Origin of the sequence: Bradyrhizobium sp. OK095, assembly GCF_900109945.1 — a bacterium.
Taxonomy (GTDB): domain Bacteria; phylum Pseudomonadota; class Alphaproteobacteria; order Rhizobiales; family Xanthobacteraceae; genus Bradyrhizobium.
The window spans coordinates 31,558-47,295 of sequence record NZ_FOBX01000008.1; the positions used below are offsets into that span (position 1 = coordinate 31,558).

At 64.0% G+C, this 15,738-nt stretch carries 15 protein-coding genes; 9 read left to right on the plus strand and 6 right to left on the minus strand.

Annotated features, from left to right (window positions below):
* Nucleotides 1-2: 2 nt before the first annotated feature.
* Nucleotides 3-704 carry a FecR family protein gene (locus BMW89_RS21270; RefSeq protein ID WP_177196223.1) on the minus strand — a complete coding sequence of 234 codons (702 nt, stop codon included), beginning with the start codon at nt 702-704 and terminating at the stop codon, nt 3-5.
* A gap of 51 nt (nt 705-755) precedes the next feature.
* On the opposite strand from BMW89_RS21270, the gene BMW89_RS21275 reads away from it, so the two are divergent.
* Nucleotides 756-2,186 (plus strand): phospholipid carrier-dependent glycosyltransferase, encoded by a 1,431-nt coding sequence (locus BMW89_RS21275; RefSeq protein WP_092029315.1) that lies wholly within the window; start codon nt 756-758, stop codon nt 2,184-2,186.
* 6 nt (nt 2,187-2,192) lie between these two features.
* On the opposite strand, the gene BMW89_RS21280 is transcribed toward BMW89_RS21275, so the two are convergent.
* Both BMW89_RS21280 and BMW89_RS21285 read right to left on the minus strand, forming a co-directional pair.
* Nucleotides 2,193-2,534, minus strand: coding sequence for a hypothetical protein (locus BMW89_RS21280; protein WP_092028972.1), 342 nt, complete (start codon nt 2,532-2,534; stop codon nt 2,193-2,195).
* Between the two features lie 170 nt (nt 2,535-2,704).
* Nucleotides 2,705-3,346, minus strand: a complete 642-nt coding sequence (locus BMW89_RS21285) for an OmpA family protein (RefSeq protein ID WP_092028973.1) — start codon at nt 3,344-3,346, stop codon at nt 2,705-2,707.
* A gap of 311 nt (nt 3,347-3,657) precedes the next feature.
* On the opposite strand from BMW89_RS21285, the gene BMW89_RS21290 reads away from it, so the two are divergent.
* The 4 genes from BMW89_RS21290 to BMW89_RS21305 all read left to right on the plus strand — a co-directional run bounded on the left by BMW89_RS21290 (nt 3,658) and on the right by BMW89_RS21305 (nt 7,217).
* Entirely contained in the window at nt 3,658-5,049 is a 1,392-nt protein-coding gene (locus BMW89_RS21290) for a caspase family protein (RefSeq protein ID WP_177196224.1), read from the plus strand.
* A gap of 265 nt (nt 5,050-5,314) precedes the next feature.
* Nucleotides 5,315-5,560, plus strand: coding sequence for a hypothetical protein (locus BMW89_RS21295; RefSeq protein WP_092028975.1), 246 nt, complete (start codon nt 5,315-5,317; stop codon nt 5,558-5,560).
* A gap of 120 nt (nt 5,561-5,680) precedes the next feature.
* On the plus strand, nt 5,681-5,935 hold the full coding sequence (locus tag BMW89_RS21300) for a hypothetical protein (RefSeq protein ID WP_092028976.1): 255 nt from the start codon (nt 5,681-5,683) through the stop codon (nt 5,933-5,935).
* 118 nt (nt 5,936-6,053) lie between these two features.
* Entirely contained in the window at nt 6,054-7,217 is a 1,164-nt protein-coding gene (locus BMW89_RS21305) for a winged helix-turn-helix domain-containing protein (protein WP_092028977.1), read from the plus strand.
* A gap of 13 nt (nt 7,218-7,230) precedes the next feature.
* Here the strand turns inward: BMW89_RS21305 and BMW89_RS21310 are convergent, their stop codons facing one another.
* The gene (locus BMW89_RS21310) at nt 7,231-8,232 is read right to left on the minus strand and encodes an NADP-dependent oxidoreductase (RefSeq protein ID WP_092028978.1); all 1,002 of its coding nucleotides are present in this window, start codon (nt 8,230-8,232) and stop codon (nt 7,231-7,233) included.
* Nucleotides 8,233-8,282: 50 nt separating this feature from the next.
* Entirely contained in the window at nt 8,283-9,134 is an 852-nt protein-coding gene (locus BMW89_RS21315; RefSeq protein ID WP_092028979.1) for an oxidoreductase, read from the minus strand.
* 115 nt (nt 9,135-9,249) lie between these two features.
* On the opposite strand from BMW89_RS21315, the gene BMW89_RS21320 reads away from it, so the two are divergent.
* Nucleotides 9,250-9,801 carry a TetR/AcrR family transcriptional regulator gene (locus BMW89_RS21320; protein WP_092028980.1) on the plus strand — a complete coding sequence of 184 codons (552 nt, stop codon included), beginning with the start codon at nt 9,250-9,252 and terminating at the stop codon, nt 9,799-9,801.
* Here BMW89_RS21320 and BMW89_RS21325 read toward each other — a convergent pair.
* Nucleotides 9,798-10,232, minus strand: a complete 435-nt coding sequence (locus tag BMW89_RS21325; protein WP_177196225.1) for a ribosomal maturation YjgA family protein — start codon at nt 10,230-10,232, stop codon at nt 9,798-9,800. The two genes, BMW89_RS21320 and BMW89_RS21325, sit on opposite strands and share 4 nt — an antisense overlap.
* A gap of 79 nt (nt 10,233-10,311) precedes the next feature.
* Here BMW89_RS21325 and BMW89_RS21330 point away from each other — a divergent pair, with 79 nt between their 5' ends.
* The 3 genes from BMW89_RS21330 to BMW89_RS21340 all read left to right on the plus strand — a co-directional run bounded on the left by BMW89_RS21330 (nt 10,312) and on the right by BMW89_RS21340 (nt 15,579).
* A complete protein-coding gene (locus BMW89_RS21330; RefSeq protein WP_092028982.1) occupies nt 10,312-11,643 on the plus strand; it encodes an MFS transporter in 1,332 nt (443 codons plus the stop codon).
* 204 nt (nt 11,644-11,847) lie between these two features.
* The gene (locus tag BMW89_RS21335) at nt 11,848-14,328 is read left to right on the plus strand and encodes a caspase family protein (RefSeq protein WP_244547646.1); all 2,481 of its coding nucleotides are present in this window, start codon (nt 11,848-11,850) and stop codon (nt 14,326-14,328) included.
* 144 nt (nt 14,329-14,472) lie between these two features.
* Nucleotides 14,473-15,579, plus strand: coding sequence for an efflux RND transporter periplasmic adaptor subunit (locus BMW89_RS21340; protein ID WP_092028984.1), 1,107 nt, complete (start codon nt 14,473-14,475; stop codon nt 15,577-15,579).
* Nucleotides 15,580-15,738 lie beyond the last annotated feature (159 nt).

Here is a 15,738-nt window from a genome sequence, read left to right on the forward strand (position 1 = left end):
CATCACCGTCCGCACAGCATGCCGTCGTCATGGACGGCGGGCGTGATGGTCGGCGAGGCATCGGCATATTGGTTGACCGAGCACAGCCCGGCACTCGCAGCGCAGTTCGCTGCAAAGGTCCATGGCGGCGTGTTGGTCTTGCTGATTAAGATCTTGCCGCCGGTCGAGGTGATCACAGCGGTGTCGCCGGGCTGGGTCAGCTGCACGCACTGGAAGCTCGTCGTGCAGACGCTGGCGGCACCGTCCTGCAGCACGACGACGGAGCGCCCGCGCTGGGAGAGGATGTCGAGCGTGGTGCCGCGCACGCCGATGGTCGCGAGCGGTGTCGTGATCTTGTAGGCGGTCTTCTCCGAATGTCCGGTGACGAAACGGAATGCGCCTGTCGTCATGCGGATCGCGACGTCGCGATAGCTGTGCTCGTCGTTGAAGACGGTGCGGTCGAGCTTCAGCGTGGCGCTGGGGCCGAGCGACAGGTTGGTGCTGTCGGCCATGACGAAGCGTGCCGCGCTGTCGGCGCCGGTGCGCACGGTCTCGTCACGCAGCATGCTGTCGCCGACATTGATCGGCGTGGTGGTCGCGGCCACGCGCGCCACGTCGTTCTGGATCAATACGGCTTCGCCGACGCGTGTCTGCGCTTGCGCGCCAAGCGATGCGCACAATGCGGCCGACAACAGAGTTGGGAAAAGCCAGAAACGCAAATTCATTTCGCAACCGATCGATGTGCCCCTGATCGTACCGGATCGCGCGCGCTTCCGATGTGGCGAAATTATCACAAGCGGCGCGGGTCCTGCGTTATGCTTAGTGACAGTTGCGGCAGAATGCGTTCAATGAAAAGTGCCGTCTTTGTTTTTCTCCGCGGTGAAGCAGATTTGCCACGCAAAATAGCCCCACAGCAGTCGCTCGAATTGCCTGCGGTTCCGAAGATGTCGCGGAGCGCAGTGATTGCTGTCGCAATCTTCCTGATCTCGCATCTGGCGCTGCTGATCGGCCTGACGACGCCGGAGAAGTTCGTCTTTGACGAGGTGCATTATGTGCCGGCTGCGCGGCAGATGCTGGCGCCATCGATGTCGCAACCAATGCTCAATCCGATGCATCCGCCGCTGGCCAAAGAGCTGATGGCGACATCGATCGCGGCCTTCGGCGACAATGCGCTCGGCTGGCGCTACCCGGCGACCTTGTTCGGCGCGCTCGCGATCGTCGCGATCTATCTGTGCGGGCTTGCGCTGTTTGCCGCGCAAGGGCCCGCGATCGCGGCGGCGCTGATCGCTGCGTTCAACCAGATGGTCTACGTGCAGGCGCGCATCGCGATGCTCGACATCTTTGCGCTGGGCTTCGGCCTGCTCGCGATTGCCGCATTCATGCATGGATTTCGGAAGCAACGGCCGCATGCGGTGTTCGCGCTCGCGGGAGCGCTATTCGGTCTCGCCGCGGCCTGCAAATGGAGCGGCCTGTTTCCGCTCGGCGTCTGCATCGCCATCGTCGCGTTGATCCGGCTGATGCAGGGCTGGCGTACACTGTTCGCTGACGCGAAGCCGGACGATTGGTATCGGCCCGATCTCTGGCCCGACTTTCGCGCGGCTCATGTCGCGCTCTGCTTTGCCGTGCTGCCGGCGCTGGCATATCTCGCCAGCTTCGTTCCGCTCTATGGATTGTCGCTGCCGGATCTGATCGAGGCGCAGCGCCGGATCTTTGCCGACAACACGACGACTGCGATCGCCGGCCATACCTATATGAGCTCGTGGCCGTCCTGGCCGCTGCTGGCGCGCCCGGTGTGGTTCCTGTTCGACAAGACCGCGGAGGACAACGTCTCCGCGATCGTCTTCCTCGGCAACCCGCTGGTGCTGTGGTTGGCACTGCCCGCGCTCGCGGTGGTGCTGTGCGACGTCGTCGTCGCGCGCCGCTGGGATGCGTTCCTGATCGCAGCGTTCTATTTCGGCTCGTGGCTCGCCTGGGCGCTGCTGCCGCGCACGCTCGGCTTCATCTACTACTATTTGCCGGCGGCAGCCGTCGCGTCGCTTGCACTGGTCTATGTGTTGCGCAGGGAGGGCCTGCCGCGCTGGTTGCTGTGGGCCTATGTCGGCGTCGCCGCCATTGGCTTTGCGGTGATGCTGCCGATCTCGGCGGCCTTCATCGGCACGTCAATGCAGACCTTCAACCGGCTGATGCTGTTCTCGAGCTGGATCTGACGCCGCTCAGAACCTGAACCAGGGAATCCGATTCCAGACAATTTGGCTGCGGTAGACGTGCGGCCAGTAGACCGGGAAAGGCCGCCAGTAAGCGTAGCGGCGGTGATGGCGTTGGACATATCGCCGTGGCGCCGTCCGCGGCGCGGGCTCGCTCGACGCCTGTGGCGCGACCGGTTCGGCGGTCTTCGGAACGATTGCCGGACGCGGTACGCTTTCGGGAGGTTGCGCGGGCTGCGCAGCTGCGGGAGCCGAACCCGGCGCTGTCGCCGTGTCGTCAGCCCGGCCCGGCAGCGTCGACATGGTCAGGAAAAGGCTTGCGACGGCAATTCCGAAAGTGTGCGTCTTCATGGGACCTGTCCTAAAATCAATCCAAAGAGGCCATATCGAAAGAGGCCATGCGGCGCGTCCCACGAAAAATGGGCAAGCGTGGTGCTACCGCGTCATCGTGCCGGTCGTGCTCTCTGATTTGATGCAGGCCGCCCGCCGCTCGAGCGGCAAGCAGCCTGTCGATGTAGCGATCACTTCGACGCGGTCTTGGTATCCATGTTCACCACCTGGACGCGGCGGTTGACCGGGTCGGCGCCGTTGGCGGTGTCCTTCAGCTTGGTCTTGCCGTAGCCAACCGTGACGAGATCGGTGCCGGTGAGGCCGTAGGTCTGCACCAGGTATTTCTTGATGGTGTCGGCGCGCCGTTCGGAGAGGCCTTGGTTGTACTCTTCGGTGCCGACCGCATCCGTGTGGCCAGCGACCACGAAGGTCGAGCCCTTCAGCGCCGGATCGGACAGTGCCTTGCCGAGCGCCTGCACGGACGGCACCGAGGTCTTGGCGATGTCGGCCGAATTGTAGTCGAACTGGATCTCCAGATCGATCTTCGGCTTGGTCGCCGCGAGCTCGGCGATCTGGTCGCGCTCGCCCATCGAGAGCGACCGGGTCGAGCGGTTGCGCACGGTGTTCAGGAACGTCGCCTCCTTGGCCTGCACCGCCGGATCGGCCTGCGGACCGGCGGACAGGCCGCGGGTCGCCGGCTTCGGCTTCAGCGCATCCAGGATCTGGCCTGCGGAGACGTTGCTGTCGCCGGCCAGCGCCAAGCCCGCCGTCATCGACAGCGCGGCCGTGAGGGTAATCGCCTTCAGTGCAAAGAACTTATCAAAACGGGTCATTGTCGTATCCTCGCTGTTACGCCTGATGGCGATTTGATGCTGCGAGCCTAGGGCAGGTTCAAAGGCCCTGATGTGATCCTGGTCACGGTGGCGAGAGGGGCTTCCGAGCCTATCCTAGCGCATTTTGCGGCGTTTCGGACCGCGCGACCGGGGCCAGGGAGGGCTGCCTGAGCAGCCGAACAGGTATCGTCGAGTCTTTTTTGGGGCCGGTTTGATCTGCGGCTATCCCAACGTGATCTAGATCACATTCAGCGACCGTGGGGGAGATCACACTGGGCGCATCGGTGGTTCTGGATCTGGGGAGAAAGACCATGCGTTTCTTGCTCGCGGCAATGTCTCTCGCAGCCTTCGTCTTCAGCGGTCACGCGGCGCTCGCGGACAAGCGCGTTGCCTTCGTGGTCGGCAACGCCGCCTACAAGAATGTCCCGCAGCTCCCGAACCCCGCGATCGACGCCAAGTCGATGGCGCGGGTGCTGCGCAATGTCGGCTTCGATGTGGTCGAGGGCAGTAACCTCACCCGCGACGCCATGACGGCGAAGCTGCTCGAGTTCGGCAAGAAGAGCGAAGGCGCCGATGTGGCGCTGTTCTTTTATGCCGGCCACGGCATCGCGGTGAACGGCACCAATTACCTGCTGCCTATCGACGCCGACCTCAAATCCGAGATGGACGTCAAGCTCGGCGCGGCGATCAATGTCGATCTGACGCTGGAGCAGACCATGGCGGATGCCAAGGTGAAGCTCGTGTTCCTCGATGCCTGCCGCGACAATCCCTTTGCCGCAAAAATCCGTTCGGCCAAGGCGACGCGGTCCGTCAACGTCGTAAGCGGCCTTGCCGAGATGAAGTCGGGCGAGGGCACGCTGATCGCGTTCGCGACCGGTCCTGGCCAGACCGCGCTCGACGGCGAGGCCGGCACCAACAGCCCCTTTACCCGCGCGCTCCTTGCCAACATCGCGTCCCCCGGCCTCGAGATCCAGCAGGCGATGACCAAGGTCCGCGCCCAGGTCAATGACGAGACCAACAAGGCGCAGCTGCCCTGGGGCCACACCAATCTCACCGGCACGGTCTATCTCAATCCGGCTGCCGCGAGCACGACGGATGTGGCTACGCCGATGCCAGTCGCCCAGGCCGGTGAAGTCGAGCTCGAGTTCTGGCGCTCGATCAAGGACACCAACAAGATCGAGGAGCTCAACGCCTACCTCACTAACTACCCGAACGGCACCTTCAAGCCGCTGGCGCTCGCCCGCATTGCCGCGCTCCAGGACGGGCCCTCGACGACGACGCGCAATCTCACCGCCGGCGTCGATCCCGCCACCTTCACCGACGCAGCCGACCAGGTCTCCGAGGACCAGATCGGCCTCGACAAGAACCAGCGCCGCGACGTGCAGCGCCGCCTCAGCGGCCTCGGCTTCGACGTCAAGGCGACCGGCAAGTTCGACGAGGAGACCCGCTCCGTGATGAAGCGCTGGCAGGCGGCGCGCGGCTATCCCGCGACCGGCTATCTCAACAAGCTCCAGCACAAGGCGATGCAGTCCGAGATCGTCTCCAGCCGCGTCTCCTCGTCGGACGACTCCGAAGACGAGCCGACGCGTCACCGCTCTTCCGGCGGCGGTGGCAGCCGTCGCGCTCACGGTGGTGGCGGCGGTATGGCCGGGCCCGGTGCTGTGTTCGGTCACATGATGGGTGGATTGTTCGGCCGCCGTTGAGATCGGAATCATCGCAAAGGTCGAGGCGGTCCTTCGGGCCGCCTCATCTCGTCAGAACCTATGCACATCGATCGTCGCAAAGCCGTCGCCGCATGGCCCGCCCGCGAACAAGCTTTCGGCCAGATGCGCGCCTAGCAGGAGTTCTCGCCACCAATCGTAGACGAGGGGAGCCGAGTTCCGTCCAGTGCCGAGGCCAAGTGATTATCAGCGTGATTACCAGTCCTATCGCAATGGTCCGCCGGATCGGACCGTCTCGCTGAGCTCCATGCCCATCTATATCGGTGCGGCGATGATTGCCGTGGCGATCCTGCTGTCGACGCTGATCACCGGGCTGACCTCCCGCTATGCCGGCCTCGACGGGCCGACCGACGAGAACATGTGGCTGGTCGACCGTCTCACCGGCAGCGTCTATCGCTGCCAGGGGGAGGGGCGCGGCAGGGCCTCGTGCGAGCCTGATGTCGCCACCGGCAGCGTTGGTGACCGGCCCAAGGCGCCGAAGGATGGCCGCTAGGCTCATTCGCTTCGCACCGCAGCAAGAAAAATTTCTTCTCCGCGAAACATTCCTCCTGGAAAAACGTACTAACGAATACCGGCATGGCGCCGGTTTGGTTTTTACGGAGGAGACTTTTCGATGAAGATCTTGCTGACCGCCGCCGCCCTTGCCGCATTCGCTCTTTCCCTGTCGCCCGCATCCGCCGCCATGATGGCGTGCACCGGCGATAACATGATGAAATCGACAGCCATGATGATGGGCACGGCCGACACGCCTGCCAAGGTCGCGGCCAACAAGGAAATGGCCATGGCCAACATGGACATGAGCAATGGCAAGATGAAGGGCGGCTGCATGCATTACATGAAGGCGCAGAAGGCCATGATGATGAAGTAGGCGCCAAGGCGCGCACCGTCCGGCCGCGCTGTCAGCAGATGGCAGCGCGGCTTTTTCTTTTGTAGTTTCCGGCCCGCTTCTTTTTCCCGGCGCGAATCCCGCTACATTGCCCCTCGCAATGTCACGCTCGCCCAAACCGCTTCCGATCACCACGACGCAGGCCCGGCAGATCTGGCTCCACGCCCAGAGGCTGGACGAGCGCGCGCCGTTCGGGGAGGGCGCGGCAGCCGTGGCGGATGCGATCGCCCATCTCGGCTATGTACAGATCGACACCATCAACGTGATCGAGCGCTGCCACCACCATATCCTCTTCAGCCGCATTCCGTCCTACCGCCGCGCCGATCTGCGCCAGGCCCAGAGCGCCGACCGAAGCGTGTTCGAATACTGGACCCACGCGCTGTCTTATGTGCCGGCTGGCGATTTCCGCTTCTTCCTGCCGGCGATGCGCGAGCACAAGCGTGAAGGGCACAGATGGTATGCTTCGGTGAAGCCTGCCGACACGCGCAAGGTGATGCGGCTGCTGCGCGCCGGCCCGCTGACGATCCGCGACATCGAGGACGACGTGCTCACCGAGAAAGAGCACCTTTGGCAGAGCCGCAAGCCCTCCAAGCGGGCCTTGCAGCTCGCCTTCTACACGGGCGTTGCGACCGTCAGCGAGCGCCAGGGTATGCTCAAGACCTATGAGCTGATGACCCGCCATTTCGGCTGGGACAAGCTGCCGAAGCCGGCATCGAGCAAGGACATCACGGTCTATCTGCTCGACCGCGCGCTGCGCTCGCAAGGTGCGGTGAGCCTGGATTCGATCTGCCATTTGGATGCGCCGAGCAAGAAGGCGGTCGCAGGCCTGATTGCTTCGCGAGTCCGCCGCGGTGAGCTCGTGCCTGTCGCGATCGACGGCGCCGGCAAGCAGGAGCATTGGGCCGCGCCCGCGGCGCTTGAAGCGAGCGGCGAGGTGTCGCCGGATCTCGTCCACATCCTGTCGCCGTTCGATCCCCTGATCATCCAGCGCAAGCGCACCAATCTCGTCTTCGGCTACAACCATCTGTTCGAGGCCTATGTGCCGAAGGCCAGGCGTAAGCTCGGCTATTTCGCGCTCCCCGTGCTGGTCGGCGACGAGATCGTCGCCGCGCTCGACCTCAAGACCGACCGGCAGGCGAAGAAGCTGTTGATGCAGAAATGGACCTGGATCGGGGAGGGGAAGAAGACCGCGGGGCGCAAGGAGCTCAAGCGCAAGATCGAGGACGAGCTCGATCGCTTCGAGCGGTTTCAGCTCGCGGAATGAGCGTGGGGTGACCCTACCTCATCTGGACAACGACTTTCCCCTTGGCCCTGCCTTTTGCAAGGTAGCCGAGGGCGTCCTTTGCCTGCGCAAATGGGAATACTTTGTCGATCACCGGCCGAATGTGGCCCGATTTGAGAATCTCGGCGATCTGCGAGAGCTGACCGCCGTCCGGATGCACAAACAGGAATGAATATTCGGCGCCGCGTTTTCCGGCGCCGCGGATGATCTTGCGGCTCAGCAGGCCGAACAGGAACACCATGAAGAAATTCATGCCTCGGGCACGGGCGAATGCGGCGTCCGGAGGTCCGATGAGTGAGACGATGGTGCTTCCACCCTTCAAGATCCCGAGGGATTTCTCGATCGCGTCGCCCCTGATTGTGCCCAGCACGGCATCGTAGTCCCGCAGCACCGTCTCAAACTGCTGCTTGTTGTAATCGACCACGTCATCGGCGCCGAGGCTGCGCACCAGATCGACGTTTCCGCTGCTGGTCGTCGTTCCCACCGTGGCGCCAAGATATTTCGCGAGTTGGATCGCGAACGTGCCGATGCCGCCGGAGCCTGCCGGAATGAATACCTTTTGGCCGGGCTTGAGGCGCGCACGCTCATTCAGCGCTTGCCACGACGTCAGTGCGACCATCGGGATGGACGCCGCTTGCACAAAGTCCAGGTTGGGCGGCTTGAGCGCGGCGGCGGTCTCGGGAACGACCGCGAATTCAGCGAGCGCGCCCGTGCCGAGGTCGAAGATGCTGGCGAAGATCTCGTCGCCCGGCTTGAAGCGGGTGACGCGATTTCCGACCTCCACCACGACCCCGGCCAGATCGCTGCCCAACGTGGCCGGGAGTTGAAAGCGCAGGATCGGCTTGAATGCTCCTTGCGGAATCATGTTGTCGATCGGATTCAAGCCGGCCGCGTGGACCTGAACCAGAATTTCATCCGGCTTTGGCGTCGGCCGGGGCGTATCGATGAACGCAAGCTGATCGGCTTTGCCATAACGCTTGAAGGTGAGTGCTTTCATGTCTCTGTGTCCGATGGGTCTGCGCCGGGAGCGGCGGCGCCCGCATGCCGTCAAAAAGCGCGTGCGGGACGGGGGGACGGTGACGCCTGCGGCGCATCGAGCCGGAGGTCCTTTCGAATCCCGGAATCGACCAGGCCAGCGGGCGCAAATCTGCGAAGAAATCGCAGACGGTTCGCGAGCTTGCCGGCTGCGTACCGAATTTTCGGATGCGTCGCGTTCGCCGCCTTCAACACGGTTTCGGCGACCACATCCGGCGATTCGGCGGTTGCCATGACCTCATTCACCCGCCTGCTCACGCCCGCACGTGCCTCGCGATAGTCGTCGATCTTGACGTCCGGCTCGATGAAGTTCGCGTCGAACGGCGTCTTCGTGTACGCGGGTTCGATGAGGGAGACCCTGATACCCCGCGTGCGCAGCTCGTGGTCGAGCGATTCCGAATAGCCTTCCACCGCGTGCTTGGTCGCCGCATAGAGCGCCCCATACGGCATCGGCAGAAAGCCAAGGACGGAGCTGATGTTGATGATGCGGCCGCTGCCCTGGCGGCGCATCTGCGGCAGCACGGCGCGCGTCATCCGGATCAGCCCGAAAAAATTCGTCTCGAAGATCGACCGGGCCTGCTCGATCGAGCTCTCCTCCGCGCCGCCGGGGGCCACGCCGAATCCGGCGTTATTCACGAGCAGATCGATGCGACCATCACGCCGGATCACCTCGCCGACCGCCGCCGCCACGGATTCGTCGCTGGTCACGTCGAGGGCCAGCATCTCGAACGATCGCTTGCCGGCCTGAACTCCGCGTCTGCTGGTGCCGTAGACCTTGTAGCCGGCCGTCGCCAGCCGCTGCGCCGTGGCTTCGCCGATGCCCGACGAGGCACCTGTCACGAGAGCAATCTTTGCTTTGGTCATGACCTTCTCCTGATGATCGGCGCCGCGCCGTCGGTTTTGATTGCGATCGTAATGATTGAATTAGATGGCGGTCGTAATTATAATTGTCAAGACCCTCTGATTCAGGACCTTCGACATGCGTGTTTCCAAGGAAAAGGCGGCCGACAACCGCGACCGGATTCTAGCGGCGGCCTCGCGCCTGATCCGGGAGCGCGGGATCTCCGGCGCCGGCGTCGACGCGCTGACCGAAGCGGCCGGCATGACCCACGGCGGCCTCTACAGCCAATTCGGTTCCAAGCAGCGGCTTGTCGAAGAAGCCATCGCCGAAGCAATCGCCTCCAAGGGACGAGAACTCAGTAAAATGACCACGGTCGGCGATTACGTTTCGGAATATCTCTCGCCGGCGCACCGGGACGATCCGGGAAGCGGCTGCCCGTTTGCGGCCCTGTCTTCTGAAATGCAGCGCCAAAGCCAGGGCGCGCGGGAACGATTTACCGCCGGCGTGAAGGGCATGATCGGGTGGCTCAGCGCCCGAATCTGTCCGGGGGCGAGGCAACGCCAGCGCGATGAGGATGCGATCGTGACCCTTGCTTCTCTGGTCGGAGCGGTTGTGCTCGCCCGCGCCGTGAGCGATCCCAAATTGTCAGATGAGATTCTCCGCGCCACCAGGAAAAAGCTGGCTGGCTAGCCTTTATCTGCCCTGCGCATCTCCATGAGCCGATCCAGCCAGACACCGAGCGCAATGCCGATCATGTAGGCCACGATATTCCACAGCGAGAAGATGCGCCCGAGCAGCAAGGCGCCGGCCGCGGTGAGCCGGAACGCGTCGAGCCATGGCGTGTGCACAAGGCGAGAGAGCTCGACCAAGATTGCGATTGCCACAGCGATGGCTGCAATCTGCGTCCGAGAAAGTCGCGGCAGCAAAACCCCGACCAGCAGAAACACCATCGTCGCCCACAGCAGCGAGCCGCCATACTTCACGACGAAGGCGGGCAGGCCGAGCGGAAAGCCGTACCAGCGCAAGCCCAGTCCGCTGGCGATCACGACCAGCGCGAGGGCGGCGCGGACCAGCGATGTCCGTAGCGGCGCAATGGTGTTGACCGGCTGCGTCCCGTGCATTGCCTGCTCCATTGACTCTTTGCCCGCGATGCTCAAAACCCCGGATCAGCTCACAAAAGCAACAACCCGGGGGGAAGCCATGAGCCAGACCACGACCTATGCCGGTTCCGCCGGCGCAGCCAAGTCGGAAATCGAGAGTTCGACCATTCGCGCCATCTCCTGGCGCCTGATTCCGTTCCTGGTGCTGGCCTACTTCTTCTCCTATCTCGACCGGGTCAATCTCGGCTTCGCCGCGCTGACCATGAACGCGGAATTCAAGTTCACGCCGCTGATCTTCTCCTGGGGCGCCGGCATCTTCTTCATCGGTTATTTCATCTTCGAGGTGCCAAGCAATCTGGCGCTGGAGAAGTTCGGCGCCAGCCGCTGGATCGCCCGCATCATGGTGACCTGGGGCATCATCTCGGCGCTGATGGCGCTCACCAGCGGTGTCACGAGCTTCTACGTGCTGCGCTTCCTGCTCGGCGTGGCCGAAGCCGGCTTCTTCCCCGGCATCATCCTTTATCTGACCTATTGGTTTCCGGCCGAATATCGCGCCCGCTTCCTCGCGGCCTTTGCCATCGCCGTGCCGATCTCGACCGTGATCGGCGCGCCGGTGTCGGGCCTGCTGCTTGGGCTCGACGGTGCGATGGGCCTGAAGGGCTGGCAGTGGCTGTTCATTCTCGAGGGCATCCCCTCGGTGCTGCTCGGCATCGTCACCTGGTTCTACCTCACTGACAGGCCGGAGAAGGCGGACTGGCTCTCAGCCGAGCAGAAGGCCTGGCTCAAGGCGAAGCTCGATTCCGAGATCGCGGCCAAGCAGGCCGTGAAGCATCTGTCGCTCGGTGAGGCGCTGTCGTCGCCGAAGGTGATCATGCTGAGCCTGGTCTATTTCGGCTTCGTCGGCGCGCTCTATGGCATGCAGTTCTGGCTGCCGCAGATCGTCAAGGCGTTCGGACTCACCAATGCGCAGACCGGCTTTGTCACCGCGATCCCCTATGTGTTCGGCACCATCGCGATGATCCTGTGGGCGCGGCATTCGGATGCGACGCGCGAGCGCGTGATGCATGTCGGTGCGCCCATGATCCTGATCGCCATTGCGCTCGCTGTCTCCAGCTATCTCACCGACCCCGTCATGACGATGGTGGCGCTGACCTTCGCCGCCATCGGCGTGTTCTGCGTCTTCGGCGTGTTCTGGACCCTGCCGACCGCCTGGCTGTCAGGCACCGCGGCCGCCGGCGCGATCGCGCTGATCAACTCGATCGGCAATCTCGCCGGCTTCGGTGGGCCCTATCTGATCGGCTGGGTCAAGGAAGCCACCGGCCAGACCTCGACCGGCCTGCTCGTGCTCGCCGTGCTGCCCCTGATCGCCAGCATTTTGGTCTTCGTCGGCGGCCACGAGACCAAGCACGAGTTCGCCGAACAGGGGCGGTAAGGCAGCGCTGGCGGGGTCCCCGGGCATCAACCCGTTTCCGTTCGATTGGGGTGGGCGTCGTACTGTGTGAGGACGCTCACATTCCTTCGGCGAGCCGTGTCGCCTTCTCAACCGTTCGATGTTACGGTTCCATATTGCCTGTCTGAGGGATTCTTTATTTTGATGTGGGCCGCGAGCACATTCGCGTCGGCGCTCTGCGCTCTGATGCTTTTGGCCCAACCCGCGCTGGCGGCGAAACGTGTCGCGCTGGTGATCGGCAATTCCGCCTATCAGAACGTCGTCAAGCTCACGAACCCCTCCAACGATGCGGAGGTCATGGCCGCGACGTTGAAGGGCGCCGGCTTCGACCTTGTCGAGCTCAAGCGCGACCTCAAGGTCGTGGAGTTGCGGCGCGCACTGCGCGATTTCTCTGATCGCAGCCGTGATGCCGACATTGCGGTGCTTTATTTTGCCGGGCACGGCATCGAGATCGATGGGACCAACTACATCATTCCGACGGATGCGCTGCTGGAGCGCGATATCGATGCCTTTGACGAGGCGATTCCGCTCGACCGGCTATTGACGGTGATCGAGCCCGCCAAGCGGCTGCGGCTCGTGATCCTCGATGCCTGTCGGGACAATCCCTTCAGCAAGATCATGAAGCGGACCTCGGCGTCGCGCGCGATCGAGCGCGGGCTCGCGCGCGTCGAGCCAATCGGAGCCAACACGCTGGTCGCCTTCGCGGCCAAGGCCGGATCGACCGCCGCCGATGGCGACAACAAGAACAGCCCGTTCACGGCCGCGCTGATCAAATATCTGCCGCGCCCGGGGCTGGATCTGCGCAAGGCATTCGGTTTCGTGCGCGACGAGGTACTCAGGACGACCAACAACAGGCAGGAGCCGTTCCTGTATGGCTCGCTTGGCGGCGAGGATCTCGCGCTGGTTGAACTCGCGGCGCCGGCCAGGGATAGCGAAGCCGAGATCCGCCGCGCCTATGAACTGGCGCTTCAGATCAGTACGCCGGACGTGTGGGCATCCTTCATCGCGACCTATCCTCACAGCTTCTATTCCGAGCTGGCCAAGGCGCAGCGCCGTAAGCTGACGGAGGAGACCGCGCGGTCGGGGGCTGCGGAGGAGCAGGCAAGGACCGCGGCTGACAAGGCTGCTGCGGCGAAGGCTGCGGATGCCAAGGCTGCGGACGCCAAGGCTGCGGACGCTGCCAGGGCCGTAGAACAAGCGCGCCTCGCCGCCGAAAAGAAGGTACGTGAGGATGCCGTCAGGGCCGCGGAGGCTAAAGCAGCCGAGCAGAAGGCAGCCGAGGTCGAGCGCGCGCGGCGGGTCACCGAGGCAAAGGCGCAGGAGCAAGCTCGGCTCGCCGCCGAGCAGGTAGCCAAGGCCAGGGCTGCGGAGGAAGCCAAGGCTGCCGAGCAGGCGCGCCTTGCGGCCGAGAAAAAGGCCCGTGAGGAGCAAGCCGCGAAGGTCGCCGAAGCCAAGGCCAAGGCCGCCGAAGACGCCCGGGCTGCCGAACAGGTGCGTCTTGCGGCGGAGAAGAGGGCGCGTGAAGACGCAGCCAAGGCGGCGGAGTCCAAAGCGGCCGAGCAGAGGGCGGCCGAGGCTGAGCGCACGCGGCAGCTTGCCGAGGCAAAGGCGCAGGAGCGAACCCGGCTCGCTGCCGAGCAGACAGCCAAGGCCGCCGAAGACGCCAAAGCCGCTGAACAGGCGCGTCTCACGGCTGACAAGAAGGCGCGAGAGGACGCAGCCAAAGCTATTGAGGCCAAAGCTATTGAGGCTATGGCGGCGGAGCAGAGGGCGGCCGAGGCCGAGCGCGCGAGGCAGCTTGCCGAGGCAAAGGCGCAGGAGCAAACCCGGCTGGCAGCTGAGCAGGCAGCCAAGGCCAAGGCCGCCGAAGACGCCCGGGCTGCCGAACAGGCACGTCTTGCGGCTGAGAAGAAAGCGCGCGAGGACGCGGCCAAAGCTGCTGAGGCCAGAGTTGCAGAGGCCAAAGCTGCGGAAGCCAAAGTGGCTGAGCAGAAGGCGGCCGAAGCCGAGCGCGCGCGGCAACTTGCGGAGCAGGCAAAGGCTGCCACCGACGACGGAAAGGCGGGCGACACGAAAGCTGCGACCCAACTGGCAGCCTTGTCTCCCGATGTCGATGGCGCTGCCAAGCCGGCACAGCAGACGGCGTCCGATATTCCCCGTCTCCTGCAAGGAGAGCTGCGTCGCGTCGGCTGCCTGAAAGCTGAGGTCACCGGCGCCTGGAACGATGCCGCGCAACGGTCGCTTCAGCTCTTCAACAAGAATGCCGGGACGAAATTCGATGTGAAGCTTGCAAGCCTCGATGCGCTGGACGCCGTTCGCGGCCGTCCGGTCCGGGTTTGCCCGCTGATCTGCGAGCACGGTTTCCGTCCAAGCGGCGAAGACTGTGTCAGAATCACCTGCGGGGCCGGCTTCGAACTCGGCGACGACAACACCTGCGTGCGCGTCCGGGCCAAGCAGCCGGCGCGGCGCGAGGCCCCGCCCGTTGCGGCAAAACCGCCTGCCGAACGCCCCACGGCAGCTGAGCCCGGGCCGTCAGGCACCCCCGGGCAGAAGCGCAGCGTGAAGGACGTCGAAGCGCTCTGGGCCAAATGCTCCAACAACGGCAGAACCGGCCGAAATAACCGGACCTTTAACGGGGTGAATGCCTGCGTCATGCGGGGGATGTGATTCCATCAGCCGCGACGCGGCAGGGGTAGGCTTCCAATCCTTACCACCCGTTAACGATCACGCTTTCCTGATGACTGACGAATATTGACTTTCATCAGTGATTAGTCGACATTCCTCTCATTGCAGAGGCAGGAGTGTCCTTCGATGTTCGTCCGGTCAGTTTTATCGAGCTATTCCAGGCTCTTGGCAGGTGTGTCGCTGGCCCTGATGGCCGCCTCCCTGGCCGGATGTAATGATACCGTGGCGCAAAAGGCTGAGCCGCCGCGGCCGGTTCTGGTCGCAGCCGCGCATTATGATGCCGAGACCCCGGAGCGTAGCTTCGTCGGCACCGTCCGGCCGCGGATTGAGAGCGATCTCGGCTTCCGCGTCGCCGGCAAGGTCGACAAGCGCCTGGTCGAAGTCGGCCAGACCGTCGAAATCGGCCAGCCGCTCGCGACGCTCGATGAGATCGACCTGAAACTCCAGGCCGAACAGGCCGTCGCCGAGCAGACCGCTGCGACCGGCGTGCTGGCCCAGGCCTCCGCTGCCGAGCAGCGCGCCAAGGATCTGAAGGCCAAGGGCTGGACCACGGATGCGGCGATGGATTCGAGCCGCGCCGCCGCCGATGAGGCCCGCGCGCGTCTCGACCGCGCTCAACGCTCGGTCGAGCTGACCAAGAATTCTCTTTCCTACGCGACGCTCAACGCCGACGCCCGTGGCGTCGTCACCGCGACGCTGATCGAGCCCGGCCAGGTGGTTGCCGCAGGCCAGACCTCGATCCGTGTCGCCCGCTTTGCCGAGAAGGAAGCGGTCGTCGCGATCCCTGAGACGCTGGTCGGACGTGCCAAGTCGGGCGCCGCCAGCGTCACTCTCTGGTCGGAGCCGGGCAAGAAATATACGGCCAAGCTGCGCGAGATCGCGCCCACCGCGGATTCCGCGACACGCACCTATCTCGCAAAATTCTCGCTGCCCGAGGCTGACGACAAGGTCTCGCTCGGCATGACCGCGACACTGACGCTGTCCGACGCCGCCACCGAGCGCGTTGCGCGGCTGCCGCTGTCGGCGCTGTTCAACGAAGGCGGCAAGCCCTCCTTCTACGTCGTCGACGACAACGGCGCGGTCACGCTGAAGCCGGTCGTGGTGAAATCCTACGAGAGCAACGACGTCGTCATCACCAGCGGTGTGGACGAGGGCGCCAAGATCGTCGCCCTCGGTGTGCAGAAGCTCGATCCGGGCCAGAAGGTCCGGATCGTGTCGTCGCTGTCTTTCTAGAAGTTTTTACGAGTTACGTCGTGTGAGGTGAGTTTCGGCCCAAGCGCAAATGCTGGGGCTGAAGCGGCGAAGCGATCCAGAACCTGCCCAGCCCCCTGGGTTGCTTCGCTGCCTCGCGACGACGGTTTGAACAGAGTGGCTGTCGTTTTTTGCAACTGG